Here is a 26,510-nt window from a genome sequence, read left to right as displayed (position 1 = left end):
CTACCTTTGGCCCATGCCCTTCGTGCACCGCGAACATCCGGAGCTGCTTCGGCTTCAGGCTTTGCTCGGCGGACCCCGCCGCTGTGCCATCGTCACCCACTACAATCCCGACGGCGATGCCATGGGCTCGTCCCTCGGCCTGGCCCACATTCTGCGGGCCATGGGCCACTCCGCCCAGGTGGTGCTGCCCAATGCGCCGCCGCCTTTCCTCCGCTGGATGCCCGGCGCGGATGGGTGCATCGCTTCGGACGCCGCCGCTGACCTATGCCGTGCCGCCATCGCCGAGGCCGACGTCGTGTTCTGCCTCGACTTCAACCGGCCCGACCGCGTAGGCGCGCTGGAGGAGGCCGTGCGCACGGCACGGCAGCGGGTGCTGATCGACCACCATCAGCGTCCGGAGATCGACGCGGTGGCGGCGTTCAGCGATACGGCCTCCTGCGCCACCAGCCAGATGGTGGTGGACATTGTGGACGCCTTGGACCAGGCGCACCTCATCGGAGCCGAGGCGGCCACCTGCCTGTACACCGGCATCATGACCGACAGCGGCGCGTTCCGATTCTCGAGCACCACCCCGCATACGTTGCGTGTGGCAGCCCTGCTGATGGAGCGGGGAGCCGTGCCCGACCGCATACACGGCGCCGTGATGGACGACCACACCGAAGAACGCATGCGGTTGATGGGCTTCATGCTCGCCGAACGCATGACCGTGCTGCAGGACCTGGGTTGCGTGGTGCTCGTTCTCCGGGCCGAGGACCTCAAGCGGTTCGGTTTCCGCCCGGGCGATACGGAGGGCTTCGTCAACCTCGGGCTCAGCATGCGCGGCATCCGGCTCTCGGCCTTCTTCCTCGAGCGTCCGGACCGCATCAAGATCAGCCTGCGCTCCAAGGGCACCCTTCCTGTGGACCGGCTGCTGGCCGACAATTTCAACGGTGGCGGTCATGTGAACGCGGCCGGCGGTCACTGCGAGGGCCCCATCGATGCCTGTGTTCAGCGCTTCATGGACCTTCTGCCCGCCCACATCCAGGCCCATCCGGCATGAACCGGCTGCTCCCGGCCTGCCTGTTGCTGTTCACCGCCTGTGCGGGGGGCGACGCTCCTCCAGCGCGAACAGGGACATCCCCTTCGCCGCGCACACCCGCGTTCGTGGAGCAGAACCAAGAGGCCAACCGGATCGAGGCCAGGGACCTGTCCAATTACGCCGCCCGCCGCGGTCTGCGCACCCACGTCTCCGGCACCGGGGTGCACCATGTGCTGCTGCGCGACCAACCCGGCGACACGGCCCGGCCGGGGCAATGGGTGGCGATGAACTACCGCATGGAGCTCCTCAACGGCACGCTCTGCAGCGCCTCCGAGCCGGGTCATCCGGAGTCCTTTCAGGTGGAGCTGGACCACGTGGAGAGCGGACTGCACGAGGCCGTTCAGCACCTGTCACCGGGCGATAGTGCCGTGATCCTCATCCCCAGCTATCGGGCTCACGGGCTGATCGGCGACATGGACAAGGTGCCCCCGCGGAGCTCCATCGTCTATCACATCGGACTGGTCTCGCTCACCGAACCCCGCGGGCGATGAGGAGCGTGCTCTACATCGTGGCGTTGTCCGGGATGTTGGTGGCTTGCGAACGCGGGGCCTACCCGGGCTTCAAGGAGGTGTCTCCGGGCGTGCATTTCCGCCTGCTCGGCCTTGGTGGCGCCGATACGGCCCTGGCGGCGGATGACTCAGTGCTGCTGCGCCTTCGTGCGTCATCCGTGGGGGGCGCGGCCGGGTCCTTGTTCAGCACCGACCGTTGGTATGCGGTGCGCGATCTGCGCATCGGAGCCTGGGCACCGGCGTTCGACCGCATCCATGCCGGTGACAGCGCCAGCATCATCGTTCAAGCCGATGGCCTCCCTTGGAAGGTGCTCTCGCCCGACGGACGCATCGAACCGCCGGATACGCTCATGGTGCAGGTCGAACTGGCGTTGATGGAGGCCCTGACGCCCGCGCAGCAGCGGTCACGGGCCGAGGCCAGGCGTGCCCTGGACCCCGAAGGCGCCGAGCGTCGCGAACTGAGCGCGTTCCTCTCCGCATCACCGGAGGTGTGGACGCGTTGGGGGACGAGCGATCTGCACTACATCCTTGGACCTGTTCATGGGGACTCCACACGGGTCCGTGCCGGAGACCTTGTGTCCATCAGCTATGTCGGCTCACGGCTTGACGGAGGTGAGCCGTTCGATGAGAGCGAGCGCCACGGACAGCCGTTCAGGTTCCGGTTCGGCGATCCGGATCAGGTGCTTCCCGGCATCGAAGTGGCCGTGAGCCTGCTCCGGCCCGGGCAGCACGGTCGATTCCTGCTTCCCTCCGGCATGGCCTTCGGAGGGAAGGGCGTGCCACAGGTGGTGCGGCCCCATGAGCCCGTGCTCTACAGCGTTCATCTGGTGGCGGTCGAACGCGTTGCCGATCCGGGAACCTGACCCCTCCGTCCCCGTATGAAGGCCGGCGGCTCAACGAACGCCGCCATCCGCTCGACCCCGCTGGTCCCGACTTCGTTCGGGTGGTCCTTTTGTTCCATGCACCGATCGCTCCGCGCCATCACAGGTCTTTTGGTGTTCGTCACCATCTCGGGACGGGCCCAGGAACAGTTCGGCCTCGTGCACGGCAACTGGTCGGGCCCCGATGCCCTCGCGCTCGATCCCACTCGAAGCGCCGGGCAATGGCCCTACGCGTCCATCCGCCTCGTCGGCGCGGACCTCTTCGCCTGGAACGACCTGGTGGCGCTGAACGGGGACGACCACAGCCTGCTTCGCGAAGTGCGCAATGGTGTGCGTGGACAAGCTCCAACGGAGATCATCCTGCGGGAGTCGCTGCGCGGCGACAGCAAACAAGGCGCCGTGGTGGCGGCCCTGCCGGGCCCGGCCTTCAGCCTTGCTTCAGGACGTCACGGCTTCGGTATCGCGCTGCGCACGCGCAGCGTGACGAGCATCACCGGTGTGAGCCCTCATCTGGGCCGCTTCATCGTCCATGGGTTCGATCATCGGCCTCAGCATGGCCAGCGCTATCGCGACGAGCATGTCCGGGCCATCGCTGCGGCATGGTCCGAGCTGTCGCTCAACTACGCGCACATCATCCGTGCCTCGGGCTTCGACATCTGGAGGGCCGGAGCTTCGGTGAGGTGGCAGGTGCCGCATGCGGGTGCGGCGTTCCGCCTCGATGTGCTCGACTACACCGTAGTGGACAGCATGCGTGCGGAGGTGCACGAGGTGAGCGGCTCCTATGGGGTGGCCATGCCCTCAGGTGTGGCCGGCTCCGGTTGGGGGGCTGACCTTGGCATCAGCTATGAACGCACCATGGAGGAGGCGGACGGATATCTTCCGCATCGCGCTTCCAACGGATGCATGGCGATCCCATATCGATACCGGATCTCGGCATCGATCGTCGACCTCGGTGGCATGCGCTTCAACAACGCGATCGCCGGTTCGGTGGGGTCCGGCTCGCTCAGCTTCCCCGACCACGGGAACGTCCAGGTCGTGGGACCCGAAGGCGTGGACAGCCTGTTCGCCGCTGCGGGCGATCACACCTCCAACGGACGATTCCGGATCGGCAACCCCACGGCCGCCGCGCTCCTGTACGATCAGCGCCTGGCGGACCGCACCTACGTCGGTGTCGCCTGGGTGCAGCAGCTGAGCGCGAGGAGCGGTGACCGCCTGCGTCGCCCCAACACCCTGGCGCTGACCCCGCGGTATGAGTCCCGTTGGTTCGAGGCCGCCGTTCCGGTCGTGTTCCATGAGTATGGCTGGCGCCGGCCCTCGGTGGGTCTCATGCTGCGCTTCAGCGATATCGTGGTCGGCTCGGATCATGTGCTGCCCTTCCTGTTCAGACCCGACGTGGATGCCGTGGACGTCTATCTGCGCGTGCGGATCACCATTCAACGCGGTCCGTTCTGCAAGGGGCGGCGAAAGCCGGGGCGTCGGCATGTGCCCGGCAGCGGCGAAGCTCTGCCCTGCATGATGCCTTGATCAGCGGCCCAGTACGAAGACCGTCCGCCTGTCCTTCAGGACCGGTGCGTCCGATCGCCACTCGCTCACCGTGCGTGTGCGGATGAACCCCGTGGGCTGCATCAGTTCGGCCGCGATGCAGAGCCGGAGGGCCCCATCCACGGTGCGCAGCAGGTCGGCCAGCAGCGCGTCGTTGCGGTACGGCGTCTCGATGAAGAGCTGCGTCCGTCCCGTGCGTTGCGCATCCTGTGCGATGGTGCGCAGTGCCCGCCTCCGCTCCTCGGCTTCGCGGGGCAGGTATCCGTGGAACGTGAAATGCTGGCCGTCCAAGCCGGAGCCGGCAAGGGCGAGCAGGAGGGAGGAGGGCCCCGGATGTGGGCGCACCTCGATGTTCATCCGGTGGGCCCATGCCACGAGCCGGGCGCCCGGGTCGGCCACGCACGGCATGCCGGATTCGCTGAGCAAGGTGGCCTCTCCGGCTTGGTGAACCAGTTCCGCATAACGACGCACGGTGGCCTCATCGGTGTCCTTGTCCAGCACATGCATGGTCACCTGGCCCAATGCGAACACAGGGTCCATGCGACGCAATGCGCGGCGGGCGCTGCGTTCGTGCTCTACGAAGAACAGGCGCACCCGTGCCACCGTGTCGAGGCTCATCGGGGCCAGTTGCTCCGGACCTCCGGCCTCGCCCAGCCACACCGGGATCAGGTGCAGGATGGCTTCAGCGCCCATGGCGGATGCGGGCGATCAGTCCGGTGACCGCTTCATCAAGCATGTGGTACACCTCGTCGAAGCCTTCATCTCCACCGTAGTAGGGATCGGGCACTTCACGAAGGGCGTGGCCGGGCGCGAGGTCCATGATCAACGACGCCTTGCCGCGCAACACCTCCGACGGAGCAAGCGCATGCAGATCGCGCAGGTTGCTGGCATCCATGGCCAACAGCAGGTCGAACCGCTCGAAGTCCTGCGCGACGACCTGTCTGGCGCGTAGGTCGCTGATGTCGATGCCCTGTCTCCGCATCGCGGTCTGGGCGCGCCGGTCGGGTGCTTCACCCGTGTGGAAGTGGCTGGTGCCGGCCGAGTCGGTGGCGACGTGGAGCCCGGTGGCCGCCGCGCGGTGACGCAGCACCCCTTCGGCCATGGGGCTTCGGCATATGTTGCCGAGACAGACGGTGAGTATCCTCATGGTGGCTGGTGAAGTGACCGGATGGGCCACGCGGCACGAAGGTGGGCCAAGAAAAAGCCCCCGCCGGGGCAGGGGCTTTCTTGGTATCAACGGTCCTCAGTGGATGCTCAACTTCTTCTCCAGGTCCTCCAGGTAGCTGCGGAACTGCTTGTCGGTCTCCTGCAGGTTGTTCACCGTGCGGCAGGCATGCAGGACCGTCGCGTGGTCTTTGCCTCCGCAGTGGGCCCCGATGCTGGCCAGCGAACTCTTGGTCATCTTCTTGGCGAAGTACATCGCGATCTGGCGTGCCTGCACCACCTCGCGTTTCCGCGTCTTGCTCTTGAGCAGCTCGATCGGCAGGTCGAAGTAGTCGCACACCACTTTCTGGATGTAGTCGATCGACACCTCACGGGCCGTGTTCTTCACGAACTTGTCGATCATCTGCTTGGCCAGGTCAAGCGTCACCGCCTTCTTGTTCAGCGAGCTCTGGGCGATGAGGCTGATCATGGCCCCTTCCAGTTCGCGGATGTTGGTGGTGATGCTGTACGCCAGGTATTCGACCACCTCCTTGGGCAGATCGAGGCCTTCGGCGTACATCTTCTTCTGCAGGATGGCGATGCGCGTCTCGAGGCCCGGCGTCTGCAGATCGGCGCTGAGGCCCCATTTGAAGCGGGACAGCAGCCGCTGCTCCATGCCCTGCATCTCCACCGGTGCCTTGTCGCTGGTGATCACCAACTGCTTGCCGGATTGGTGCAGATGGTTGAAGATGTGGAAGAACACGTCCTGCGTCTTCTCCTTGCCCGCCAGGAACTGCACGTCGTCGATGATCAGCACGTCCATCATCTGATAGAACTGGCTGAAGTCGTTCACCGTGTTGTTCTTGACGGCCTCGATGAACTGCTGCGTGAACTTCTCGGCAGGCACGTACAGGATGGTCTTGTCAGGATGGTGCCGCTTGATCTCGATACCGATGGCGTGGGCCAGGTGCGTCTTGCCGAGGCCCACCCCGCCGTAGACGAGCAACGGATTGAAGGCCGTGCCGCCGGGCTTCTGGGCCACGGCGTATCCTGCACTGCGTGCCAATCGGTTGCAGTCCCCCTCGATGAAGTTCTCGAAGGAGTAGTTGGGGTTCAAGTGGCTCTCGACCTTGATCTTCTTCAGGCCGGGGATGATGAACGGGTTCTTGATGGGGCTGTTCGCCACATCGATCGGAAGGCTGACGGCGGGGTTCTTCACCTCACGCGCATTGCTCGTGGGGACCCTCACCGTGTAAGGGTTCGCGCTCGGGAAGCTGTTCTCCATGATGATGGAGTACTCCAGCCGCCCTTCGGCGCCCAGCTCCTTGCGGATGATCTTCTTCAGCAGCCCGATGTAGTGCTCCTCCAGCCATTCGTAGAAGAACTGCGAGGGCACTTGGATCGTGAGGACGTGGTCCTGCAGCTTCAGCGCCCGGATCGGTTCGAACCAGGTCTTGAAGCTCTGCGGGCTCACGTTGTCCTTGATCACCTCCAGGCACCTCTCCCAGATCCTCTCGTGGTCTTTCTTCATGGGCGGTCGTCAGGGTTGAGGATGCGTATGGTCCGATGCGCCGATCCGCTGCAACCGTTGATGCTGAAGGGTTCCAGCGAAGCGGGCGACAAATATGGACCGAAACGAGTGAAAAAAAAAGGTGAAGCGTGCTTGACGGAAAGGAAAATAATCGCCTCACTTCCGGGGTGCCTTTCGGCCACGTGCTCCCCTTGTCCGGCGCGGCCTGAGCGAGAGGAGCGGAACATGCGCGGTCGCCGCGGCCCGAACACCTGTCGCCCCTTGGTGATGGGCCCCGGCGTACCGCTGCACGGAAAGGTGTCGTCCGGCCTTGCCATCGTCGTGCGCATCACCCGAAAGGTACGGGGGCCGGACGGCCCGTTGCAAGCACCCTACCTTGACCGCATGTTCGAGCACCGCTGCCAATTGCGCGTCCGGTACGGCGAAACGGGACCGAATGGGCTATCTGTACTACGGGGACTATGCCGAGTACCTGGAGGTCGGCCGCGTGGAAGCCCTGCGCAGCCTGGGCTTCCCATATCGCCGCATCGAGGATGAAGGAGTGCTGCTGCCGGTCCGCGACCTGCATGTGCGCTACCATGCACCGGCACACTACGACGACCTGCTCACGGTGGTCACGCGCATCCGCGAACGGCCCGCCGCACGGATCAACTTCGACTACGAGGTGCGCGATGAACGCGGGGAGCTCCTCACCGAGGCCTCCACCACGCTCGTGTTCGTCGACAAGCTCACCGGCCGTCCCCGTCGCGCACCGGAGGACCTCCTTGCGGCGCTCGCCCCTCACTTCGCGTCCGTCTGATCCAGGAACCGCGCTCCGCGCACCCTCCATAGTTCGCGGAACGCCGGAATGAGCGATGGACGCAGCAGCACGTCCAGGCGGCAGCGATCCTCGTACGTGGCGCGCACCACTTCGCCTTCCGCGTCCAGCACGGCCGCGCGCAACGGGCCCGCCAGGGCATGGTCGCAGGTGATCGTCAGTGGTGCCCTCACCGTACGCTCCATCCCCGGCGCCGCCTGAAGGGCCAGTTGTGCCGCCTCTCCGTAAGCGCGTACAAGCCCGCCCTTGCCCAGGAGCGTTCCACCGAAGTAGCGCACCACCACCACGGCCGTGTAGGTCAGTTCCGCCGCTTCGATCCGCCGCAGGATCGGCCGTCCTGCGGTGCCCTGAGGTTCGCCGGCATCGTTCGCCCGCTTGCGCGCACCGTCCACACCGAGCACCCACGCGTAGCAGTGGTGACGCGCATCGTGGTGACGCCGGGCCAGCCGTGCGGCCTCGCTTTGGAATGCCTCCTCGTCGGCGATGGGGAAGGCATAGGCCATGAAGCGACTGGCTTTTTCGCGATAGGTCGCCTCACCCGCACCGGCCAGTGTGCGATACCGCTCGGATCTCATGCGACGAGGATCAGGACCATTGCGAGCATCGCCGTGGCCATGCCAGCCAGTTGGAGCGGGCCGGGCCGCTCTCGGAACAACATCATGCTGCCCAGGGTGCCGAACACGATCACGCCGATGTTCATCAGTGGGAACACGCTGCTGCTGGGCCATCCGCTCTTGGCAAGCGCCTTCACCACGAAGTAAAGGCTGCCATAGTTGACGGTGCCGAGCAGCAGCCCTCCGACCCAGGTGCGTGGTTCCTGAAAAGCCCTCTGCTCGGCGCGCGCGAACACGCCGATCAGGCCGAGCACACCGGCCATCCCGAACACCAGCGTGGGCAGCACGGCCTCGGTGAGCGGCGTGGTGCGCATCCGTTGCGTCCATGCCAGTCCGATATCGATGGCCGCATTGCCCACGAACAACAGCACGGGCAGCACCGATGCGCGGTGCATCCCCCTGCCATCGTTGCTCCAGGAACTGAGCACCACGCCTACGATGGCCAGGGCGATGCCGATCCAGCCCAGCAGGTGCTGTTCCTCATCAAAGGCCACCACGCTGAAGGCCACCGTGAGCACGAGGCTCATCTTGCTGGCCACGGTGGTCGCGGCGATGCCCGCGCGCTGCGCGGAGGACCCGGTCAGGTAGAACACCGTGATGAACAGCACGCTCATGATCATCGACGGTGTCCACAAGGGGCCCAGGTCGCCCGCTGCCCACGGCCTGGAGATCGCCAGCCCGCACAGCAGCGCGACGAAGTAGTTGATCACGATCGCGGGCAGCAATGCGACCCGCCGTTGCTCGAACGACTTGAAGATGAGGAACAGCAGGGCCACGAAGACCGCGGCCAGGGTCACCAGCACCATGCGTCCTCGGGGTTGTGTCCGTGCACCACCAGGTCGATCCGGTCGGTCCCGACCCTGATGGACCGCGCAGGAGCCTTGGGCAGGTCGGGCGCCGCAGTGCCGGCGCCGAACGCCACTGCACCGGTGATCACGCGCGCCTCGTCCCACAGGCCCCGCCACAGGAAGTGCCCCAGGAGCGTCGCCCCGCCTTCCACCAGCACGGAGCGGATGTTCCTGCGGTGGAGTTCGGCAAGGAGGGTGTTCAACGGATCGGCGTCAAGGGGCGTGATGACCTGCTCGATGTGCACATCGCTCCGCGGACGTGCCGTGAACAACAGGGTCGGCACCGACCCGTCGTACACCTTCGAGGCGGCGGGGGTGCGGTCCGAGCGATCGAGCACCACGCGCAGCGGCTGGCGGCCTTCCACGTGACGCACCGTCAAGGCGGGGTCGTCGTTCTCCACGGTGCGGCCGCCCACCAGGATGGCTTGCTCCTCGCTCCTCCACCGATGCACGAGCACCTCGGAGGCGGCCGAACTGATCCGATGGACGCCGCGGCCTGCGCGCGGATGCCGGTCCAGGAAGCCGTCCGATGTCCGCGCCCACTTGAGCACGATGTACGGGCGGCCCAGCTCCACGCTGGTGAGGAAACGACGGTTCATCCAGCGCGCTTCGGCTTCGCGGACGCCCACGTCCACACGCACGCCGGCCGCGCGGAGCCGCGCGATCCCGCGACCGGCGACCTGTGGGAAGGGGTCCGGATGAGCGACGACCACGTGGCGCACTCCACGGGCGATCAACAGGTCGGCACAGGGCGGAGTGCGTCCTAGGTGCGCACACGGCTCCAGGTTCACGTACAGGACCGCGTCCGTTGGTACTGGGCCGTCACCGAAGGCGGTCAGGCATTCCACCTCGGCGTGCGGCCGCCCCGCCGCATGGTGCCAACCTTCGGCGATGATGGTCCCGTGACGTGCCAGCACGGCACCCACCATGGGGTTGGGTGTCGCGGAAGCAGCGCCAAGGCGCGCCAGCTGCAGGCATCGCTCCATGAAGGGGTCGTCGTGCATCTGCCCGCATGAGCCTCGGCGTCCACCGTCCATGGTCGCCTTCGGCGCACGAAGATGCGACCGGAGCGGGCGATCTTTGCACTATGCGCCTGTCCACGAACACGGTCGGGGCCGTTCTGGACCTCTACCAGCGCGACCTGGGCGGGCGCCTTTCGCCGGGGGAGGTGCGCGCGATCGCCGAGGCCGTGTTCCACCACCTTCTGGCGTGGGACAGGACACGGTTGATCGCGGAGCGCGATGCCACGCTCAGCGAGAGCGAGCTGCTCCGGGTCTACCTGCCGTTGAAGCGCCTGCGGTCCGGTGAACCGCTCCAGTACATCCTGGGCTCCACTTCCTTCCATGGGCTGACGATCGAGGTCGGGCCGGCCGTGCTCATCCCGAGGCCGGAGACGGAGGAGCTCGTCGACCTCATCAAGCGCTCCGGACAAGCGCCTGCGCGCATCGTGGATGTGGGCACTGGTAGTGGATGCATCGCGCTGGCGCTCAAACGGCACTTCCCCCTGGCCGAGGTGCATGGCCTTGACGTGAGCGATGCCGCCTTGGAGGTGGCCCGGCGCAATGCGATCCTCAATGGGCTCCAGGTGCGCTGGGGGCGGACCGATGTGCTGGACGATCGCTGCATGCTGCCCGCTGGCACCGACCTGGTGGTGAGCAATCCGCCCTACATCCCGCGCATCGAGGCCCCTTCGCTCGATCCGCATGTGCGCGACCACGAACCGGCGCTTGCGCTCTTCGTGGATGACGAGGATCCCATCCGGTTCCACAAGGCCATCGGGCAGCGGGCCATGGAAGCCCTTGTCCACGGCGGCACGCTCTGGTTCGAGGGTCACCATCGCACCATCGGCGATGTGCCCGCGGTGCTGCGCACCATGGGCTACCAGGAAGCCACCCTCCTTCACGACCTCAGCGGTGCCCCGCGTTTCGTGCGTGCCGTACGTTAGCGCACCGACCATCGTATGCACCACACCGGGGACATCCAGCGCATCAAGGAGCTTCGCGAAGAGCTGGAGCGCCACAACCACCGCTACTACGTGCTGGCCGCGCCCACCATCAGCGATCAGGAGTTCGACCGGTTGCTCAAGGAGCTGGAACGGTTGGAGGCCTCCCACCCCGAGCTGTCCGATCCCAACAGCCCCACCCAACGGGTCGGTGGCGATATCACGAAGAACTTCCCCGTGGTGGCGCACCGCTTCCCCATGCTGTCGCTCAGCAACTCGTACAGCCGGGAGGAGGTCGCTGAGTTCGTGGCCCGGGTGGAGAAGAGCGTGGGCCGCACCCGCTACACCATGGAACTGAAGTACGACGGGGTGGCCATCAGCCTGACGTACCGGAATGGTGAACTGGTCCGCGGGGTCACACGCGGCGATGGCGAGAAGGGGGAGGAGATCACGGCCAACATCCGGACCGTGCGCGCCATCCCGCTGAAACTCCAGGGCAACGAATGGCCGGCGGAGTTCGAGGCCCGCGGGGAGATCATCTTCACCAAGGACCGCTTCGCCCGGCTGAACGCCGAACGCGAACGGGCCGGCGAGGAGCTGTACGCCAACCCCCGGAACACCGCCGCGGGCACGCTGAAGAACCAGGACCCCAAGCTGGTCGCCGAACGTGGACTGGACAACTTCATCTACACCCTGCAAGGCCCGGAACTTCCGACGCGCAGCCACTTCGATAACATGGTGAAGGCCCGCGAATGGGGATTCAAGACCCCGAGCCCCGAACGCCGCTTCATCGGCCAGGCGGACGATGTGGACGGCATCATGGCCTTCATCGATCACTGGGACGGCGCGCGGCATGGCATCGAGTTCATCATCGATGGCATCGTGGTGAAGGTGGACGACCTCGATGTGCAGGAGGAACTGGGCCTGACGGCGAAGAGCCCCCGATGGGCCATCGCCTACAAGTTCCAGGCGGAACAGGCCGGCACCCGCCTCAACGACGTCAGCTTCCAGGTGGGCCGCACCGGCGCGGTGACCCCGGTGGCCGAACTGGAGCCCGTCCTGCTCGCCGGCACCACCGTGAAGCGAGCCTCCCTCTTCAACGCCGACCAGCTCGAACGCCTCGACCTGCACCTGGGCGATCAGGTGCGGGTGGAGAAGGCCGGCGAGATCATCCCCCAGGTGGTCGGCGTGGAGAAGGAGCATCGCCCTCCGCATGCGGAGCGCGTCACCTTCCCGCACAACTGCCCGGAGTGCGGTACGCCGTTGGTCCGCCTGGAAGGCGAGGCGCAGCACTACTGCCCCAATGAGCACCAGTGCCCGCCGCAGATCACCCGCCGCATCGAGCACTTCGTGGCGCGCAAGGCCATGGACATCGACGGCCTGGGCGGCGAGACCGTGGAGGAGCTGTTCCGTGCGGGGCTCATCCGCAACGTGGCCGACCTCTACGACCTCACCATGGAGCAGGTGCTCGCTCTGGGCAAAGGCTGGGGCGAGAAGAGCGCCCGCCAGGTGGTGGACGGTGTGGCGGCCAGCAAGGCGGTGCCCTTCGAGCAGGTGTTGTACGCGCTCGGCATCCGCCACGTGGGCGAGACGGTGGCCAAGAAGATCGCGCGCGCGGTGGGTGACATCGACCGCCTGATGGGCATGACCAAGGAGGAGCTCACGGCCATCGATGAGGTGGGGGAGGTGATCGCCGAGAGCATCGTGGACTTCTTCGCCGCCGAGGGCAACCGCGCCGTGATCGAACGGCTGCGCCAGGCCGGACTTCAATTCAAGAGCGCCGCCACGGCCGGCCCGGTCGGCGGCAAGCTGGCCGGCAAGAGCATCGTGGTGTCCGGTGTCTTCCGTTCCTTCAGTCGCGACGGCATCAAGGAGGCCATCGAGCGCCACGGTGGAAAGGTGAGCGGTTCCATCAGCAAGAAGACGACCTTTGTGGTCGCCGGTGCCGACATGGGGCCTGCCAAACGCGCCAAGGCCGATGAACTGGGTGTGCCGGTGATCGACGAGGAGGAGTTCATCCGCATGATCGGGGAATGAAGCTGTTCGACCGCATCAAGGAATGGCTCGGCAGGCGCCGGCTCATCCAGGGGACCGCTCAGGAGCGCCGGCCCGTGGCCCGCAACCTGGCCGATGCCGCCAAGGTGGGCATCGTCTACCACGCCCGCGACGAGCAGACCCACCAGCAGGTGCGCAACTACGTCAAGAAGATCAAGGAGGAGCTCGGCATCCATCGCATCAGCGCGCTGGGCTTCGTGGATGGCAAGGACCTGCCGTACTACATGGCCCCCAAACTCCACTTCGACGCCTTCTGCCAGAAGGAGCTCAACTGGTACCGCATCCCGTCCGGCAACACGGTGAACAACTTCATCACCGAGGAGTTCGAGGTCCTCATCGACCTCACCCTCGAGGACATCCTGCCCCTGCAGTACATCGTGGCCAAGAGCCGCGCCCGCTTCAAGGTGGGCCGTTATGGCGAGGCCAACCGCCACTTCCTCGACATGATGATCGACATGGCCGGCGCCAACAGCCTGCCGCAGTTCATCGCGCAGGTGGACCGCTATCTGCTGATGATCAACCGCTCCCATCAACCCTCCCTCAACTAGCGGCGGCGCCGCACATGCATGGACGACCGATTCCGTGGCCTCGGGGTGGCCCTTGTGACCCCGTTCCTGCCCAAGGGCAACATTGATTACGCCGGCCTGGAACGGCTCATCGAGCACCAGATCACCGGTGGCGTGGACTATGTGGTGAGCATGGGCACCACCGGAGAGAGCGTCACCCTCACCAAGGCCGAGAAGAAGGAACTGCTGGCGCAGACCATCGGCTTCGTGCGCAACCGCGTGCCGGTGGTGCTCGGTGTCGGCGGCAACAACACGGCCGAGGTCATCGAGGCGCTGGAAGCGTTCGACATGGACGGCGTCGATGCCATCCTGAGCGTGAGCCCCTACTACAACAAGCCCACGCAGGAAGGCATTTACCAGCACTACAAGGCCATCGCCCAGGTGGCCCTGCGGCCCATCATCCTCTACAACGTGCCCGGCCGCACCGGCAGCAACATGACCGCCGAGACCACGCTGCGGCTGGCAAAGGACTTCAAGAACATCATCGCCATCAAAGAGGCCAGCGCCAACCTGGACCAGATGGGCCGCATCCTGAAGCACAAGCCGAAGGACTTCATGCTCATCAGTGGTGATGATGCGCTCACCCTGCCCATCATCGCGCTGGGCGGCGCGGGTGTGATCAGCGTGGTGGGCAACGCCCTGCCAAAGGAGTTCAGCACCCTGGTGGAGGCGGCGCTGAAGGGCGATCTGGAGACCGCCCGTCGCGAGCACCTGCGCCTCATCGAGGTCATCGATCTGCTCTTCGCCGAGGGCAACCCCGGCGGCATCAAGCACGCGTTGAAGGTCCTCGGGATCTGCGGCGACACCGTGCGCCTGCCCCTCGTGAACATCAGCGAGGCCACGGCCAGAAAGCTCTACCAGGCGCTGGCGGATGCGGAGGTCGTGAAGTTGTGAACAGGCCCAGCTGGCTGGAAATCCGCCACGACGTGGCGGATTTCCAGCCAGCTACCATTCCCACAGGGCGCTCAACGGCACCGCGTGGATGTCCTTCGCAAAGGGCGTGATGCCCAGCCCGGGGTGCAGCAGCAGCCCCCGTAGCCACTTGTCCCCGGCCACTTCCCGCAGGTGCTTCAGACCGGCCACATCGTTGCTGCCCACGGCCATGGCGGCCTTCACCTCGATGCCCACGATGCGGCCCTTGTTGTCCTCCAGCACGATGTCCACCTCACGCCCCGCCTCGGTCCGGAAGTGGTAGGCCTTCACCCGTACCTTGCTCCAGCCGTTGAGCTTCCGCAGCTCGTTCAGCACGAAGGTCTCCAGCAGCGGACCGAAGGCCGGGCTGTTCAGGATGTCGGCCGGTCTGTCGATGCCCGCCAAGTGGGCGGCGAAGCCGCTGTCGGCCAGGTGCAGCTTGGGGGCCTTCACCAGCCGCTTGCCCCGGTGCGCGTGCCAGGCTTCCACGGGCGTGCTCAGGAAGGTGGCCTCCAGCAGGGCCATGTACCGCCGCATGGTGCTGTGCGGGATGTCCAGCGTCCGTGAGAGATCGGCCATGTTCAACAGGCCGCTGCTCCGCACGGCCAGGGCCTGCAGCAGCCTGGGCAGGTCGGTGAGCCCCGTGATGTTGCTGATGTCCCTCACGTCCCGTTGCAGGATGCTGGTGATGTACGCGCCGTACCAGGCATCGCGCCGGGCCGGGTCCTTGCGCGTCATCACCTCCGGATAACCGCCTGCGATCACCCGCGACGCGATCTGCTTTCGCTCCAACGCGGTGGGGTCGGGCAGCTTGGGCCGTGCGCCGAACACCTTGTCGATGAAGCCGCTCTTCCGGCCCTGCAACTCGTCCTGTGCAAAGGGGAAGAGGGGGATGATCTCCATCCGCCCGGCCAGTGAGTCGCCCAGCCTTGGCAGCACCAGCACGTTGGCGCTTCCGGTGAGCAGGAATCGCCCCGGCTTCCGGTCACGGTCCACCGAGGCTTTGATGGCCCGGAAGATGTTCGGCGCGTTCTGCACCTCGTCGATCACCGCCAGCCTGCCCAGCCCCTGGATGAAGGCGGGCGGATCGGCCAGTGCCGCTTCCAGGGTGGGGTGGTCGTCCAGTGTGACGTACCGTGCGCCCCGCTCCCGGGCCATGGTCTTCACCAGGGTGGTCTTGCCGGTCTGCCGTGCACCGTGGAGCAGCACCACAGGGGTGTCCTTCAGCGCGATGTCCACGGCATGCCTCAGGTTCCTGGGCGTTTCCATGGTGCCAAGCTAACGTGTTGTGGCCGGATATGCGCCATGAAGTGGTGGGAAATTCGCCATAGCGTGGCGAATTTCCATATGCTGACCCGCGGTGATCAACTCCGTGGCCCATGCAGCGAAAGCCTGCGTGCGCTACCTTTCGGGACCACCATGGACTTCCTCGCTCTCGACTTCGAGACCGCCACCACACAGCCCGACAGCCCCTGTGAACTGGGCATCGCCGTGGTGCGGGATGGCGTGGTGCGGGAGGTGCGCAACTGGCTCATCAAGCCGCCCCAGTGGCCCTACTTCAGCCCGCACCACATCGCCGTGCACGGCATCCGCCCCGAGCATGTCGCCGATGCGCCCACCTGGACCGCCATCTGGCCCGAGGTGGCCGAGCTCCTGCGCGACCGCATGGTGGTGGCCCACAATGCGGCGTTCGACATGAACGTGCTGCGCAGCACCTTGTGCGCAGCGGACATCGCTTTCACGCCGTTCGAGTACTTCTGCAGTGTCAGTATGGCCCGCAAGGTCTGGCCGGGCCATCGTTCCTACGGGCTATCGGCCATGTGCGCCCACCATGGGATCCCCCTGCGGCACCACCGCGCCGGCAACGACGCCGAAGCCACGGCCGAACTGGTGCTGCGTGCGATCGGCGACCGCCCCTGGTTCGACATCACGCAGTTCCTGCACACCAACCGCGTCCGCATCGGGGCCTTTCTTCCCGGTGGGCACCGCACCCCGGGAGGCAAACTCGTTCAGGTGGGGGCGCTGCGCTAGTGCTTGATGAGGCGGCGCACCATCGGGCCTTCGCCACGGATCCGCACCGCGTACACGCCGGCGGCCAGACCGGAGAGGTCGAGTCCTTCCCCCGTCCAACGCACAGGGACCATGCGTCCCAGGTCATCGCGCAGCTCAACGTCCGTCCTCACCGCTCCGGGGGGCAGCATCACCCGCACCATGTCCGTGGCCGGATTGGGGTGAAGCCCCCATCCGTCGTCCGGCTCACGCGTATCCACCGGGGTGGCGCACGGCAGTTGCTCGATCAGCTGCCAGATCTCGTTGTTGAAGATGGTGGCCACCGAGAGGGCGCCATACGCTTCGTTGCCCATGCGCACCACCACCATGTTGCGGCTCGGTACCACGTTCAGCAGCTGGTCGTTCTTGCCAAGTCCGCAGACCATGTCAACCGGCGCGTCAGGCATGGCCGGCCCCGGGAATGCGAACTGCAGACCGGGGAGCATGTAGGTGGGCTGACCGTTCAGCCACCAGAGGTAGCCGTAGCTCTCGTTCAGCCCCTGCGAGGGCGTGGTCATCGCCGTGAAGTAGGCCGTCTCGTGCAACACCGTATCGGTGGACCAGATCCCGCGGTTCAACGCCAGCAGGCCGTACCTCGCCATGCTCCGGGCCTTGCTGAAGTACACGTTGTTGTACGGCGACCCGCCCGGGAACCAGAACCCGTCCATCCCGACCTTGTTGCGGATCCGCGTGTTGAAATAGGAGCTGAAGGTGGTGCCCGCTGCGTTGGCGATCACATCGTCCAGCAGGGTATACGGTGCGTTGTGGTAGGCCCAGCGGGTGCCGGCGTCGGCCAGGTACTGCAGGCAGGCCGGGTCGGTGCAGTCATCATCAGGCACACCATCATCCAGACCGGTGGTCATCGTCAGCTGGTCCCGAACGGTGATCTGCGCCTCCTGCTGTGGGGCGCAGCTCGTCCACCCGGTCCCCAGGTAGGTGCTGCTCGGCAGGTCGATGTCCAGCAGCCCTTCCTCCTGTGCGATGCCGGTGAGCATGGCGGTGAGCGTCTTCCCCGCACTGGCCCAGTACCACAGGCTGTCCTGCGTGAACGTGCCGTAGTAGTGCTCAATGACGATCTTCCCGTCCTTCAGGATCAGGAAGGCCTTCGTGTTCCGCGCACCCACGAAGTCGATCAAACTGTCGACGCGGTCCGGGCACCAGCCCAGACTTGATGGATCCAGGGTGTCCCACGCAGATTGACCGATGGGCGGGAAGTAGAGGGACTGACCGGTGAGCGACCCGGTGGCGAGCCCGGCGAGGGTGGCGGAGAGGATCGCGTGGCGCATGTGTCTTGGACGTCCGTGCCACCCGAAGGTTCACTTGGACAGGTCCGGGGCCAGCGGAACGTAGAGCTTCTTGATCCGCACCAGCGGCCCGGGGCAGGCCACCGTGTGGCAGTTGGCGCAGGCCTGCACGGTGGCATTGAAGGTGCTCATCCGGTCTCCCGCCGGCGCATTGTACAGCGACTTCACCTGGGCGAGGTAGTGGTCCGCGAACGCATCGAAGGCGGCCCGGTCGATGTCCAGTTTGCCGTCCGTGGGCGTGGCCGTGTGCAAGGCCGAGAAGCCGGTCGGGTAGGGGAGCAGATCGTCCCCGCGCTCCAGCCGATGCCGCGTGCTGTCGGTGAAGGCCGTCATCTCGCGCATCAACAGCGCCAGCTCGCTCGGGGGCTTCAAGCCCTTCTGCGCCGCGCGCGGTCCGGTGGTGAAGGCGGCGAGTAGGGGCAGCAGCGCAACAGCCAGGATGGCAGGTGTGCGAACCTTGTCACGGATCTTGCTCATGCGGCTTCAAAGTAAGGGGTCCGGCCGGTTCGTTGCCCGGCGGCGACCTTCGCCCCATGCAAGCACCGGACCACAACGCCGCCGATCCACAGCGCCGCCGCATCCTTACGGCCGCCATCCTGCCCGCCCTGGCCGTGCTCCTGCTGTGGATGGTGCATCTGGTCGCGGGGGCCTACGACCTGGACCTGGCCCGTTACGGACTGTTGCCCCGCCATGCGGAGGGTCTCCCGGGCATCCTGCTCGCGCCCTTCATCCACGGCGACCTGTAGCATCTCTTCAACAACTCGGTGCCGCTCTTCGTGTTGGGCTGGTGCCTGGTCTACTTCTATCCACGTGCCGCCGGTCGCGTCACCCTGGGCATCTGGCTGCTTACCGGCCTGTGGGTGTGGATCAGTGCTCGGGCGGACCGGCATATCGGGGCCAGCGGCGTGGTGTACGGCCTCGCGGCCTTCCTCTTTGCCAGCGGCGTGCTGCGCCGCCAGCGGGCCCTCATGGCCATCGCCATGCTGGTGGTGTTCCTGTACGGCGGGCTCATCTGGGGCGTCTTCCCCATCGCACCGCGCATGAGCTGGGAAAGCCACCTCTGGGGCGGGTTGGCCGGGCTGGCCATGGCCATCGTGTACCGGAAGGTGCCCCCGGCCTTCCTGCCCGACCGCACGTCGGAGGCGCTCGATGATCATGAGGATGGGGATGCCGCCGCCGGGCACGATGCTGCCCCGGCAGGGCCGCGCATCCGCATCGTGTACGAGGCCGACCCCGGCGACGAGGTGGATGACGAGGAACTGCGGTGGAAACGCGAACTGGGCCGGCGCACCGAACTGGACGACCGAAGGACCGACAGCACCTGGCCGGTCGAGGGCCCCTACTGAGCGCGCAGGACGGCCAGCTCGCGATCGCCCTGCATCAGGCGCAGCACATCGCCGTCCAGGCTGTAGCCGTCGGTGGCACGCAGCGCGCTGGTGAATTTGCCCTCCAGCTCCATGGTGTCCTGGCAATACATCTTGGTGGCGCCAAGTTCGCCGAACTTCAGCGATGATCCCTGCACGGTGAACGAACCGAAGAGCTGATTGCAGCCACCCTTGCCGGATACCTGGTCGCCCTCGGCCATCTGCAGGTAGGGCGCGCGCTCACCGAGGCTCTGGTCGATGGGCGTGCCGTTCAGGGTTTGAAGCATCCACTTGGAGCCGACGAGCTTGGCCAGGGCGTTGCCCGGAGTTCCGCCACCGTCCTTGCCCTCGTTGCAGGTACCGGCCATCAGCGTCAGGGCCACGGCCAGCGAAACCAAGGTCCGCATGCGATCAGCTGTTCAGCATCACCGGCATCACCAGCATCAGGACATCCTCGCCCACTTCGCCCGGCTCGCTCGGCAGAATGATGCCCGCCCGGTTGGGCGCGCTCATCTCCAGCACCACATGCTCGCTGGTGAGGTTGTTCAGCATGTCCATGAGGAAGCGGCTGTTGAAGCCGATCGTCATGTCCTCGCCCTCGTAGCTGCAGGTGAGCTTCTCGTTGGCCTCGTTGGCGAAGTCCAGGTCCTCGGCGCTCACCGCGAGCTGGCTGCCGGCGATGCTCAGGCGCACCTGGTGCGTGGTCTTGTTGCTGAAGATGCTCACCCGACGGATCGAGCTCAGGAACGACGCGCGATCGATCGTGAGCTTGTTCGGGTTCTTTTTGGGGATCACCGCCTCGTAGTTCGGGTACTTGCCGTCGATCAGGCGGCACACCAGCACCAGGTTGTCGAAGGTGAACGAAGCGTTGTTCTCATTGTAGCTCACCGCCACTTCCGCGTTGGTGGCCGCCAGCACGTTCTTCAGCAGGTTCAGCGGTTTCTTGGGCACGATGAAGCTGGCCGGCTTGTCCGCCCGAACGTCCGTTCGCATGTACCGCACCAGCTTGTGCGCGTCGGTGGCCACGAACCGCACCGCCTCTTCGGCCAGCTCGAAGAAGATGCCGCTCATCACCGGGCGCAGGTCGTCGTTCCCCGTGGCGAAGAGCGTCTTGTTGATGGCCATGGCCAGGGTTCCGGCTGGCAGCTGGAACCTCGAGGGGTCCTCCAGGGTGGGGCTCTTGGGGAACTCCGCGCCGCTGTAACCGGTCATCTTGTACTTGCCCTGGTCGCTGCTGATCTCCACCCCATGGTGCTTGCCATCGATGCTGAAGGTGAGCGGCTGCTCGGGGAAGGCCTTCAGCGTGTCCAGCAGCAGTCGGGCGGGGATCGCCACGCTGCCCTTGTCCTTGGCTTCCACCGCCATGGTGGCCGTCATGGTGGTCTCCAGGTCGGAGGCCGTCAGGGTGAGCTGCTTGCCATCCACCTCGAACAAGAAGTTGTCGAGGATGGGCAGGGTGTTGCTGCTGGCCAGGACCCCTTGCAGCATTTGGAGCTGCTTGAGCAGGGCGTTGCTGGAGACGATGAACTTCATTCCGGAACGGGATGTGGGTTGCGCTTTGGCCGTGGTCTCCACGGTCGCAGTGTCTTCGGACATGTTGATCGGGATGGCATCGACGCAAGGGGCGCCGGTGGTGCGCAAAGATAGCCGGGTACCCTCCCCCGGACCCCCCGTTTTATCAACACTGACGGGGGTTTTTCCACATCACGGCGCCTGCCGGAACAAGGCCTCCCGCGGAACCAGGAGCCTGTCGGCACCCAGACGCTGCACCGCCACGAGCACCGTGTCGTCCACCGTGGCGTAAACCCGGTCCACATCGTTCTCCTTCAGCAGGTTGCCCATGGCGTCGCGTTGCCCCACGTAGGCCCCCTTCGCCCAGAACGGGATCGTGCGTTCATCGCCGTTCCGCCGCACCAGCGTAAGGCGGTGGAGGGGCGTGCTGCGCATCACCGAGTCACGCTCCGCCGAGGTCAGCTGTCGTTCCACGTACTCGAAGTTCAGTCCACCCAGGGGCAGCAGCATGTCGCGCACCGCCGCGGTGTCCATCGGCAGCACCGCGCCGGCCTCGTCGAGCAGGGTGGGGGTGCCGCGCTCGTCCAGGGCCACCAGGAAGCCTGCGCCCGGCGTGGCGGGGAACTCCACCCGCACCTCGCGCAGCGCCGCCAGGTCGCGCTCCTGGAGGAGGATGCTGCTGCGCCAGACGTCCAGGTCCACATGGAAGCGCGGCGTCAGGTAGCCGGTGAAGCCGCTCATGCCCATGACGAAGGGGACCGCGGAACGGCCGGTGCCGGGCTTCTCCAGAAGCATGTAGGTGCCAAAGTGGTCCTTGGTGGAGTGCCCCACGAACCAGATGCGATCGGGACGGTCGTCGCCGGTGTAGATCTCCACGCGCTTGGCCGTGCCCGCCATCACCCGCACCACGTTGGCCTCGGCGCTCTTGGGCACTGGGGCCCGCACCTCCACCCGCAAGAAGGTCTTCAGCAACAGGTTCACCTGGATCGGGTTGGCCTCCAGCCGCCCGTTCACCGTCCAGCCGCCCCCGGCGCGGCGCCGCAGGTCCACTGTGCGGCCGTCGGGCTCGCTGATGAAGATCCGGTCCACCGCGGCGGTGTCGGCCACGGCGAAGTCGGTGAGGGGGCCGCTGAGCGTGGTGCCATTGTCGCGCATAGCAAGCCACCAGGCCACCGAACCCAGCATCAGCGCGATCAGGACGATGACAAGGGTTCGTTTCATGCGGGTTTGGTGTAGCGCCGTTTGCGCAGCAGGTGGAACAACAGCCCCGCGAGGATCACCACCAGGCTGGGCACCACCAGGTTCACCACCTGCCAGAACGTACGCTCGCCCACGCTGCGCACCGGGTCCAGCTGACGCAGGGTGATCGCGCGCGACCGCAGGCTGATCAGGCTCTGGTCATCCAGCAGGTAGTTCACCGCGTTCACCAGCAGCTCGCGGTTGCCATAGATCTTGGCGTTGGCGTAGCGGTCGTAGCCCAGCATGTAGTACATGCCCTTGGCCGGGTCCACCCGGTTCTCGATGACGTCGCCGTCGCTGATCACCAGCTGGCTCGTGGGCCTCCCCTTCGCCCGGTACTGCGGGTCGCCCTCTGTCAGAAAACGCTCGGTGAGCCGGCCGGCGAAGGCCGAGGTGAACGGGCCTTCGAGCAGCACCGCCACCGGCGCCGGCGTGCCCTTCTTGTCCAGCCCCAGCTGCAGCTCCACGATGTTCAGCGCCACACGCACCGGGTTGCGGAGCACCCGGTTGTAAGGGCTCGTCGTCAGCAGGATGGTCTTGCGGATGCTGTCCGTGCCGATGGTGTCCATGCTGCTCACGAAGCGCGTGTGCACCGGGTCGATGTTGTTCACGATGGGGTGGCCTTCCTGTGGGATCAGCACCGGCTCGAAGTACCACGGGAAGCGCTCCAGCTTCCGCTGGTTGCCGTAGGGCGTGGTGAAGATCTCGATCGGTGCGCAGCTCCGGTCCAGCAGCAGGTCGTTGTTGATGCGCACCCCATAGGCGAACAGCAGCTGGTCCACGCCCAGCTCCATGGCCGTGGCCATGCTGTACTGATTGCTGCGGAGGCTATCGAGGTTGGCGTTCATCGCGTCCAGCAGCCACAGCACCTTGCCGCCGTTCATCACGTACTGGTCCAGGATGTACAGGTCCTTCTCGGGGAACGCGCTGTCGGGCTTGGCCACGATGAGCAGGTCCCAGCGGTTGGTGCGGTAGCGCGCGCCCTCCAGGCGATCGCTGAGGCTGCCCAGCTGCCCGTCGATCCGCAGCCGGCTCACGTCGTAGTGCTCGCCCAGCAGCGTGGCCACATCGCGCACCTGGATGGGCTCCAGTTCGCCGTGGCCCTCCAGGAAGGCGATGCGCGGACGTTCCTTGCGCGTGAGCTGACGGATGGCGCTGCCCAGCTCGAACTCCAGGTTGTTGATCGACCGGTTCACCATGTCGGCGTCGGGGGTGCGCAGCTGGGTCTTCAGCAGCTGCACGGCCACGGTGCGGCCTTTGTAGGTCACCAGGGCGCCGGGGAACACGATCTTCTCGCTGTGGCCGTCCTTCTCCCGGATGCGGATGCTGCTGTACTGCAGGCCCTGTTTCTCCAGCGTGGCGTACACCTCCTGCCGCACCTTCGCGTCCGGGTCGGCGCTGGGGTCGATGAAGCTATGGTCCAGCTTGTCCGGACCGTGCACGCGCATCTCGTCGAGCAGTTCGCGGGTGGCCTCGCTCAGCCGCCGCAGATCGGCCGGCAGATCGCCCGCCAGATACACCTTCACGTACACCCGGTCGTCCAGCCCGGCGATCAGTTCGCGGGTGGTGTCCTTCAGAGTGTAGCGCTCCTCACTCGTGAGGTCGGCCCGCAGCCGCACGAAGCCGACGATGAAGAGCAGCAGCAGCACGATGCCCACGCCGGCCACCAGTTCGGTGAGGTCGCGCAGGCGGGGGGAGCGGCCGGGGCGTGCCATGTCACCAACTGCGGCTTTGGAGCACCGTGCGCGTGGCCAGCAGGAAGATGGCGGCCACCCCACCGAAGTAGAGCACGTCGCGCAGGTCCACCACCCCGCGGCTGATGCTGCGGTAGTGCTCCTGGATGCCCATCGCCTTGATGGGGCCCTCCAACGCGCCGAAGGCGTCGAAGCTGGCCACCAGGTCGAAGCCCATGAACAGGCAGAAGCACAGGAAGACCGTGATCAGGAAGGCCACGATCTGGCTGTCGGTGAGCGCCGAGGCGAACACGCCCACCGCGGCGAAACAGCCGCCCAGCATCAGCAGCCCCAGGTACGAGCCCCAGGTGCCCCCCCGGTCGATGTTGCCCGCCGGCACCGCCAGCTCCATCACGCTCCACACGTACACCAGCGTGGGTAGCAGCGCCGCCATCACCAGCACCACCGCGGCGATGTACTTGGCCGCGACGATGGCGCCCTCGCTCAGGGGCTTGGTCAGCAACAGCTCGATGGTGCCCGTGCGGCGTTCCTCGCTGAAGCTGCGCATCGTCACCGCCGGCACCAGGAAGAGGAAGACCCACGGCGCCAGCTGGAACAAAGGCGCCATGTCCGCGTAGCCCAGGTCCAGCAGGTTGTCCGGGAACACCCACAGGAAGAGCCCGGTGATCAACAGGAAGACCACCACGGTGATGTGGCCGATGAGCGAGCCCGCGAAGCCCCGCACCTCCTTGATGATCAACGCCCGCATGCTGTAGCTGTCCGCTGGAAAAGGCGGCCGAAGATAGCGTGGGCGCGCCGCCCATCGGGCCGTGGCACCTGGACCCGGCGCACACCACCGGGGGAACGGCGGATCAGAAGGAGACCACCGTCTTGCGGCGCTTGCGCTGCGGCTTCTTGGGGATCTTCTCCTGGTCCGTGTCGCAGTAGTTCTTCACGATGAACACCGCGTCCTTGTCGCCGAGCTTGGCGCTGGCCCGCCAGTCGCGGCAGGCCTCCTCCTTGCGCTTCAGGTTGTAGTGGCTGTCGCCCCGGTAGTAGTGCGCGTCGCGCAGGTCGGCCGAGGCGGTGTCCTTCGCCAGCACTTCCGTGAAGCCCGCGATGGCCTCTTCGAAGCGCTCCATCTCGTACAGCAGGATGGCCGCGCTCATCCGCCCGCCGGGGATCTCCGGCTTCAGCGCCAGCGCCCGCCGGATGTCGTCCAGACCCGCGTCCTCCTTGAACAGCTCGCCCTTCACCACGCCGCCCAGGAACAGCGCCTCAGCATGGTCGTCGCGCAGCTTCAGCGCCTTCTCGGTGTCCTTCAACGCCTGGGCGTTGTCCTGCACCAGGTAGTGGGCGCAGGCCCGGTTGTACCACGCATCGGCATCGGCCGGATCCAGCTCGATGGCGTGGTCCAGGTCGCGCAGCGCCCCCTTGATGTTGCCCTCGGTGATGCGCGCGGCCGACCGGCTTACGAAAAGCCGGGCGTTGTTGGGGTCCAGGGTCTCGCTCTCCTTGTAATCGATCAGCGCCAGCTCCAGTTGCTTCAGCCGCTGGCGGATGTCGCCGCGCAGTTTGTAGGCCCGCGCCGAGGTCCGGTCCGCCGCGATCGCCCGTTCCACCCGCGCCAGCGCACTGTCCAGCTCGCCGCTTGCGTAGGCGGTCTCAGCCGAACGCAGCAGCGCGTCGCTCTGGGCGGAAGCGATGATGGGGATGAAGAGGAGGGATAGGGCGATGATGCGGTTCATGCAGGCTCGGGCTTGGCGTCCATGTGATGCAGGCGGGCGCAGCTCCAGGCCTGCGCGGGGGCGTCGAACAGGGCCTTCACCACCGGCCACACCTCGGCGAAAACGGGGGAGCGGCGATAGTGTTCCAGGTCTTCGGCGGACCGCCACAGGCTGTAGGTGAAGAAGATGCGGGGATCGTCGGCGTCGCGCAGCAGCTCCAGGTGCAGACAGCCCGGCATGGTGATGATGCGATGCCGCCAGCCTTCGAACAGTTCCAGGAATCCCTCGGCCTCCCCAGGGCGGAAGCTCATGCGCACCAACCGCACGATCATGAGGCCGCCAGTTGCCGCACCACGTCCTTCAGCTCCACACGCACCGGGTCCTGCACGTGCAGCCCGAACAGCCGCGCTGCGCCGCCGCCGCCGCCCTCCACGCCTTTGTTCACCGCGATCTCCAGCAACCCGCTGGCCCCGAAGAAGGCTACCCGCTCGCCCTGCGGCACTTCGCCGTAAGTGCGGTGCAGCGCCGTGATGTCGTACTGCGAACGACCGAAGGTGATGCGGAAGGGCCGGTCCTGCACCATCGCCGCGAAGTGGTCGTGGTGGATGTTGGTGACCACGTTCCCGTAAGCGTCCACATGGATCACCACGCCGCGGATGCTCTCCTGGTCCAAGGCCGGAACGAAGCCGAGCTGCTGTCGCACCCCGGCGCGCGGGTCAGCGATGGCGTCGATGGTCCCGCCCAGTGCCAGGTGGCACGCCGCCCGCGCCAGCACGCCCCGCAGCGGGAAGGTGGCGTCCGCTGCGTCCGTCACCATCCGCAAGGTGTGTACCTCCTGCGGACGGCCATCGAACAACAGGCTGAAGATGCCGTTGTCCGCCCCTACGAACCAGTGCCCGTCGTGCGCCGCCACCACGTGGGGCGTCTGCGGACCGGCCTCGGGGTCGATGCCGATCAGGTGTACCGTGCCCGCCGGGAAGGCGGGGTATGCGTTGCGGAGCACGAAGGCCGCCTGCGCGTTGTCGAACGGCGTGATCTGGTGACTGATGTCCACGATGACCGCGCCGGGTGCCTGACCCAGGATGCTGCCCTTCACCACGGCCACGTAGTGGTCCTTCACGCCCATGTCCGTGGTGAGGGTGATGATCGCCATCGTGCGGGGCCGCGTGCGTCGCCGGTCGTTCGTGATCGGCTACCTTCGGCC

The 26,510-nt window shown here is 66.3% G+C and carries 29 protein-coding genes and 1 pseudogene; 12 read left to right on the top strand and 18 right to left on the bottom strand.

The window, feature by feature from the left end; translation table 11 throughout:
* Positions 1 to 13 precede the first annotated feature (13 nt).
* From IPJ87_06865 to IPJ87_06850, 4 genes are all read left to right on the top strand, one after another.
* Positions 14 to 1,039: a bifunctional oligoribonuclease/PAP phosphatase NrnA gene (locus IPJ87_06865; GenBank protein MBK7941581.1), complete on the top strand. Its 1,026-nt coding sequence runs from the start codon at positions 14 to 16 to the stop codon at positions 1,037 to 1,039.
* A complete protein-coding gene (locus IPJ87_06860; GenBank protein ID MBK7941580.1) occupies positions 1,036 to 1,569 on the top strand; it encodes an FKBP-type peptidyl-prolyl cis-trans isomerase in 534 nt (177 codons plus the stop codon). Before IPJ87_06865 ends, IPJ87_06860 begins: the two co-directional genes overlap by 4 nt.
* Positions 1,566 to 2,450: an FKBP-type peptidyl-prolyl cis-trans isomerase gene (locus IPJ87_06855; protein ID MBK7941579.1), complete on the top strand. Its 885-nt coding sequence runs from the start codon at positions 1,566 to 1,568 to the stop codon at positions 2,448 to 2,450. Before IPJ87_06860 ends, IPJ87_06855 begins: the two co-directional genes overlap by 4 nt.
* Before the next feature lie 96 nt (positions 2,451 to 2,546).
* Positions 2,547 to 3,992: a hypothetical protein gene (locus tag IPJ87_06850; protein ID MBK7941578.1), complete on the top strand. Its 1,446-nt coding sequence runs from the start codon at positions 2,547 to 2,549 to the stop codon at positions 3,990 to 3,992.
* Here the strand turns inward: IPJ87_06850 and IPJ87_06845 are convergent, their stop codons facing one another.
* The 4 genes from IPJ87_06845 to IPJ87_06830 form a co-directional block, all read right to left on the bottom strand.
* On the bottom strand, positions 3,993 to 4,703 hold the full coding sequence (locus IPJ87_06845; protein MBK7941577.1) for an SAM-dependent methyltransferase: 711 nt from the start codon (positions 4,701 to 4,703) through the stop codon (positions 3,993 to 3,995).
* Positions 4,693 to 5,157 (bottom strand): low molecular weight phosphotyrosine protein phosphatase, encoded by a 465-nt coding sequence (locus tag IPJ87_06840; protein ID MBK7941576.1) that lies wholly within the window; start codon positions 5,155 to 5,157, stop codon positions 4,693 to 4,695. Before IPJ87_06840 ends, IPJ87_06845 begins: the two co-directional genes overlap by 11 nt.
* Before the next feature lie 96 nt (positions 5,158 to 5,253).
* Positions 5,254 to 6,684 (bottom strand): chromosomal replication initiator protein DnaA, encoded by a 1,431-nt coding sequence (dnaA, locus tag IPJ87_06835; GenBank protein MBK7941575.1) that lies wholly within the window; start codon positions 6,682 to 6,684, stop codon positions 5,254 to 5,256.
* Positions 6,681 to 7,013 (bottom strand): hypothetical protein, encoded by a 333-nt coding sequence (locus tag IPJ87_06830; protein MBK7941574.1) that lies wholly within the window; start codon positions 7,011 to 7,013, stop codon positions 6,681 to 6,683. The genes dnaA and IPJ87_06830 overlap by 4 nt, the downstream gene beginning before the upstream one ends.
* Positions 7,014 to 7,068: 55 nt before the next feature.
* Between IPJ87_06830 and IPJ87_06825 the strand changes: the two are divergent.
* Positions 7,069 to 7,483: pseudogene (locus tag IPJ87_06825) on the top strand (acyl-CoA thioesterase).
* Here the strand turns inward: IPJ87_06825 and IPJ87_06820 are convergent.
* The 3 genes from IPJ87_06820 to ribD are packed head-to-tail and all read right to left on the bottom strand — an operon-like array spanning position 7,465 to position 9,967.
* A complete protein-coding gene (locus IPJ87_06820) occupies positions 7,465 to 8,076 on the bottom strand; it encodes a YigZ family protein (protein MBK7941573.1) in 612 nt (203 codons plus the stop codon). The pseudogene IPJ87_06825 and the gene IPJ87_06820 overlap by 19 nt on opposite strands.
* Positions 8,073 to 8,921, bottom strand: a complete 849-nt coding sequence (locus IPJ87_06815) for a DMT family transporter (GenBank protein ID MBK7941572.1) — start codon at positions 8,919 to 8,921, stop codon at positions 8,073 to 8,075. The genes IPJ87_06820 and IPJ87_06815 overlap by 4 nt, the downstream gene beginning before the upstream one ends.
* The gene (gene ribD, locus IPJ87_06810; GenBank protein ID MBK7941571.1) at positions 8,909 to 9,967 is read right to left on the bottom strand and encodes a bifunctional diaminohydroxyphosphoribosylaminopyrimidine deaminase/5-amino-6-(5-phosphoribosylamino)uracil reductase RibD; all 1,059 of its coding nucleotides are present in this window, start codon (positions 9,965 to 9,967) and stop codon (positions 8,909 to 8,911) included. The genes IPJ87_06815 and ribD overlap by 13 nt, the downstream gene beginning before the upstream one ends.
* 83 nt (positions 9,968 to 10,050) lie before the next feature.
* Here ribD and prmC point away from each other — a divergent pair, with 83 nt between their 5' ends.
* The 4 genes from prmC to IPJ87_06790 are packed head-to-tail and all read left to right on the top strand — an operon-like array spanning position 10,051 to position 14,420.
* The gene (prmC, locus tag IPJ87_06805) at positions 10,051 to 10,908 is read left to right on the top strand and encodes a peptide chain release factor N(5)-glutamine methyltransferase (protein MBK7941570.1); all 858 of its coding nucleotides are present in this window, start codon (positions 10,051 to 10,053) and stop codon (positions 10,906 to 10,908) included.
* A 15-nt stretch (positions 10,909 to 10,923) separates the two neighbouring features.
* The gene (gene ligA / locus IPJ87_06800) at positions 10,924 to 12,942 is read left to right on the top strand and encodes an NAD-dependent DNA ligase LigA (GenBank protein ID MBK7941569.1); all 2,019 of its coding nucleotides are present in this window, start codon (positions 10,924 to 10,926) and stop codon (positions 12,940 to 12,942) included.
* Entirely contained in the window at positions 12,939 to 13,508 is a 570-nt protein-coding gene (locus IPJ87_06795) for a hypothetical protein (protein ID MBK7941568.1), read from the top strand. The genes ligA and IPJ87_06795 overlap by 4 nt, the downstream gene beginning before the upstream one ends.
* An 18-nt stretch (positions 13,509 to 13,526) precedes the next feature.
* A complete protein-coding gene (locus IPJ87_06790) occupies positions 13,527 to 14,420 on the top strand; it encodes a 4-hydroxy-tetrahydrodipicolinate synthase (protein ID MBK7941567.1) in 894 nt (297 codons plus the stop codon).
* 51 nt (positions 14,421 to 14,471) lie between these two features.
* Here the strand turns inward: IPJ87_06790 and IPJ87_06785 are convergent, their stop codons facing one another.
* Positions 14,472 to 15,707, bottom strand: coding sequence for an ATP-binding protein (locus IPJ87_06785; protein ID MBK7941566.1), 1,236 nt, complete (start codon positions 15,705 to 15,707; stop codon positions 14,472 to 14,474).
* Between the two features lie 150 nt (positions 15,708 to 15,857).
* Here IPJ87_06785 and IPJ87_06780 point away from each other — a divergent pair, with 150 nt between their 5' ends.
* The gene (locus IPJ87_06780) at positions 15,858 to 16,469 is read left to right on the top strand and encodes a 3'-5' exonuclease (protein MBK7941565.1); all 612 of its coding nucleotides are present in this window, start codon (positions 15,858 to 15,860) and stop codon (positions 16,467 to 16,469) included.
* On the opposite strand, the gene IPJ87_06775 is transcribed toward IPJ87_06780, so the two are convergent.
* Together IPJ87_06775 and IPJ87_06770 are read right to left on the bottom strand one after the other, a co-directional pair.
* Positions 16,466 to 17,773 (bottom strand): serine hydrolase, encoded by a 1,308-nt coding sequence (locus tag IPJ87_06775; GenBank protein ID MBK7941564.1) that lies wholly within the window; start codon positions 17,771 to 17,773, stop codon positions 16,466 to 16,468. The two genes, IPJ87_06780 and IPJ87_06775, sit on opposite strands and share 4 nt — an antisense overlap.
* Before the next feature lie 30 nt (positions 17,774 to 17,803).
* Positions 17,804 to 18,268 carry a hypothetical protein gene (locus IPJ87_06770; protein MBK7941563.1) on the bottom strand — a complete coding sequence of 155 codons (465 nt, stop codon included), beginning with the start codon at positions 18,266 to 18,268 and terminating at the stop codon, positions 17,804 to 17,806.
* 56 nt (positions 18,269 to 18,324) lie between these two features.
* On the opposite strand from IPJ87_06770, the gene IPJ87_06765 reads away from it, so the two are divergent.
* A complete protein-coding gene (locus tag IPJ87_06765; protein MBK7941562.1) occupies positions 18,325 to 18,537 on the top strand; it encodes a hypothetical protein in 213 nt (70 codons plus the stop codon).
* An 18-nt stretch (positions 18,538 to 18,555) separates the two neighbouring features.
* A complete protein-coding gene (locus IPJ87_06760) occupies positions 18,556 to 19,137 on the top strand; it encodes a rhomboid family intramembrane serine protease (protein MBK7941561.1) in 582 nt (193 codons plus the stop codon).
* Here the strand turns inward: IPJ87_06760 and IPJ87_06755 are convergent.
* The 8 genes from IPJ87_06755 to IPJ87_06720 all read right to left on the bottom strand — a co-directional run bounded on the left by IPJ87_06755 (position 19,131) and on the right by IPJ87_06720 (position 26,459).
* Entirely contained in the window at positions 19,131 to 19,562 is a 432-nt protein-coding gene (locus tag IPJ87_06755; protein ID MBK7941560.1) for an META domain-containing protein, read from the bottom strand. The two genes, IPJ87_06760 and IPJ87_06755, sit on opposite strands and share 7 nt — an antisense overlap.
* 4 nt (positions 19,563 to 19,566) lie before the next feature.
* Complete coding sequence (gene dnaN, locus IPJ87_06750; protein MBK7941559.1) at positions 19,567 to 20,688, bottom strand: DNA polymerase III subunit beta; 1,122 nt, start codon at positions 20,686 to 20,688, stop codon at positions 19,567 to 19,569.
* A 171-nt stretch (positions 20,689 to 20,859) separates the two neighbouring features.
* Entirely contained in the window at positions 20,860 to 21,888 is a 1,029-nt protein-coding gene (locus IPJ87_06745; GenBank protein ID MBK7941558.1) for a hypothetical protein, read from the bottom strand.
* Positions 21,885 to 23,621: a gliding motility-associated ABC transporter substrate-binding protein GldG gene (gldG, locus tag IPJ87_06740; protein MBK7941557.1), complete on the bottom strand. Its 1,737-nt coding sequence runs from the start codon at positions 23,619 to 23,621 to the stop codon at positions 21,885 to 21,887. Before gldG ends, IPJ87_06745 begins: the two co-directional genes overlap by 4 nt.
* A 1-nt stretch (position 23,622) precedes the next feature.
* Positions 23,623 to 24,348, bottom strand: coding sequence for a gliding motility-associated ABC transporter permease subunit GldF (gldF, locus tag IPJ87_06735; protein MBK7941556.1), 726 nt, complete (start codon positions 24,346 to 24,348; stop codon positions 23,623 to 23,625).
* Between the two features lie 103 nt (positions 24,349 to 24,451).
* A complete protein-coding gene (locus IPJ87_06730; protein ID MBK7941555.1) occupies positions 24,452 to 25,327 on the bottom strand; it encodes a tetratricopeptide repeat protein in 876 nt (291 codons plus the stop codon).
* Entirely contained in the window at positions 25,324 to 25,638 is a 315-nt protein-coding gene (locus tag IPJ87_06725) for an antibiotic biosynthesis monooxygenase (protein MBK7941554.1), read from the bottom strand. The genes IPJ87_06730 and IPJ87_06725 overlap by 4 nt, the downstream gene beginning before the upstream one ends.
* Positions 25,635 to 26,459, bottom strand: coding sequence for an SAM-dependent chlorinase/fluorinase (locus tag IPJ87_06720; GenBank protein MBK7941553.1), 825 nt, complete (start codon positions 26,457 to 26,459; stop codon positions 25,635 to 25,637). The genes IPJ87_06725 and IPJ87_06720 overlap by 4 nt, the downstream gene beginning before the upstream one ends.
* Positions 26,460 to 26,510: the final 51 nt, after the last annotated feature.

This window comes from Flavobacteriales bacterium, from assembly GCA_016713875.1.
Classification (GTDB): domain Bacteria; phylum Bacteroidota; class Bacteroidia; order Flavobacteriales_F; family PHOS-HE28; genus PHOS-HE28.
This window is presented reverse-complemented; position numbering and strand designations above follow the sequence as displayed.

Excerpts from the sequence above, each read along its gene's own strand:
- IPJ87_06720 (MBK7941553.1), bottom strand. The coding sequence starts at position 26,459 with ATGGCGATCATCACCCTCACCACGGACATGGGCGTGAAGGACCACTAC.
- IPJ87_06820 (MBK7941573.1), bottom strand. The coding sequence starts at position 8,076 with ATGAGATCCGAGCGGTATCGCACACTGGCCGGTGCGGGTGAGGCGACC.
- IPJ87_06770 (MBK7941563.1), bottom strand. The coding sequence starts at position 18,268 with ATGAGCAAGATCCGTGACAAGGTTCGCACACCTGCCATCCTGGCTGTT.
- IPJ87_06755 (MBK7941560.1), bottom strand. The coding sequence starts at position 19,562 with ATGCGGACCTTGGTTTCGCTGGCCGTGGCCCTGACGCTGATGGCCGGT.
- IPJ87_06730 (MBK7941555.1), bottom strand. The coding sequence starts at position 25,327 with ATGAACCGCATCATCGCCCTATCCCTCCTCTTCATCCCCATCATCGCT.
- IPJ87_06855 (MBK7941579.1), top strand. The coding sequence starts at position 1,566 with ATGAGGAGCGTGCTCTACATCGTGGCGTTGTCCGGGATGTTGGTGGCT.
- IPJ87_06830 (MBK7941574.1), bottom strand. The coding sequence starts at position 7,013 with ATGCGCACGACGATGGCAAGGCCGGACGACACCTTTCCGTGCAGCGGT.
- gldF (MBK7941556.1), bottom strand. The coding sequence starts at position 24,348 with ATGCGGGCGTTGATCATCAAGGAGGTGCGGGGCTTCGCGGGCTCGCTC.
- IPJ87_06860 (MBK7941580.1), top strand. The coding sequence starts at position 1,036 with ATGAACCGGCTGCTCCCGGCCTGCCTGTTGCTGTTCACCGCCTGTGCG.
- IPJ87_06745 (MBK7941558.1), bottom strand. The coding sequence starts at position 21,888 with ATGAAACGAACCCTTGTCATCGTCCTGATCGCGCTGATGCTGGGTTCG.
- IPJ87_06845 (MBK7941577.1), bottom strand. The coding sequence starts at position 4,703 with ATGGGCGCTGAAGCCATCCTGCACCTGATCCCGGTGTGGCTGGGCGAG.
- IPJ87_06765 (MBK7941562.1), top strand. The coding sequence starts at position 18,325 with ATGCAAGCACCGGACCACAACGCCGCCGATCCACAGCGCCGCCGCATC.
- dnaA (MBK7941575.1), bottom strand. The coding sequence starts at position 6,684 with ATGAAGAAAGACCACGAGAGGATCTGGGAGAGGTGCCTGGAGGTGATC.
- IPJ87_06865 (MBK7941581.1), top strand. The coding sequence starts at position 14 with ATGCCCTTCGTGCACCGCGAACATCCGGAGCTGCTTCGGCTTCAGGCT.
- ribD (MBK7941571.1), bottom strand. The coding sequence starts at position 9,967 with ATGCACGACGACCCCTTCATGGAGCGATGCCTGCAGCTGGCGCGCCTT.
- IPJ87_06850 (MBK7941578.1), top strand. The coding sequence starts at position 2,547 with ATGCACCGATCGCTCCGCGCCATCACAGGTCTTTTGGTGTTCGTCACC.
- IPJ87_06785 (MBK7941566.1), bottom strand. The coding sequence starts at position 15,707 with ATGGAAACGCCCAGGAACCTGAGGCATGCCGTGGACATCGCGCTGAAG.
- prmC (MBK7941570.1), top strand. The coding sequence starts at position 10,051 with ATGCGCCTGTCCACGAACACGGTCGGGGCCGTTCTGGACCTCTACCAG.
- IPJ87_06780 (MBK7941565.1), top strand. The coding sequence starts at position 15,858 with ATGGACTTCCTCGCTCTCGACTTCGAGACCGCCACCACACAGCCCGAC.
- IPJ87_06725 (MBK7941554.1), bottom strand. The coding sequence starts at position 25,638 with ATGATCGTGCGGTTGGTGCGCATGAGCTTCCGCCCTGGGGAGGCCGAG.
- IPJ87_06790 (MBK7941567.1), top strand. The coding sequence starts at position 13,527 with ATGGACGACCGATTCCGTGGCCTCGGGGTGGCCCTTGTGACCCCGTTC.
- IPJ87_06840 (MBK7941576.1), bottom strand. The coding sequence starts at position 5,157 with ATGAGGATACTCACCGTCTGTCTCGGCAACATATGCCGAAGCCCCATG.
- gldG (MBK7941557.1), bottom strand. The coding sequence starts at position 23,621 with ATGGCACGCCCCGGCCGCTCCCCCCGCCTGCGCGACCTCACCGAACTG.
- IPJ87_06815 (MBK7941572.1), bottom strand. The coding sequence starts at position 8,921 with ATGGTGCTGGTGACCCTGGCCGCGGTCTTCGTGGCCCTGCTGTTCCTC.
- ligA (MBK7941569.1), top strand. The coding sequence starts at position 10,924 with ATGCACCACACCGGGGACATCCAGCGCATCAAGGAGCTTCGCGAAGAG.
- IPJ87_06795 (MBK7941568.1), top strand. The coding sequence starts at position 12,939 with ATGAAGCTGTTCGACCGCATCAAGGAATGGCTCGGCAGGCGCCGGCTC.
- dnaN (MBK7941559.1), bottom strand. The coding sequence starts at position 20,688 with ATGAAGTTCATCGTCTCCAGCAACGCCCTGCTCAAGCAGCTCCAAATG.
- IPJ87_06775 (MBK7941564.1), bottom strand. The coding sequence starts at position 17,773 with ATGCGCCACGCGATCCTCTCCGCCACCCTCGCCGGGCTCGCCACCGGG.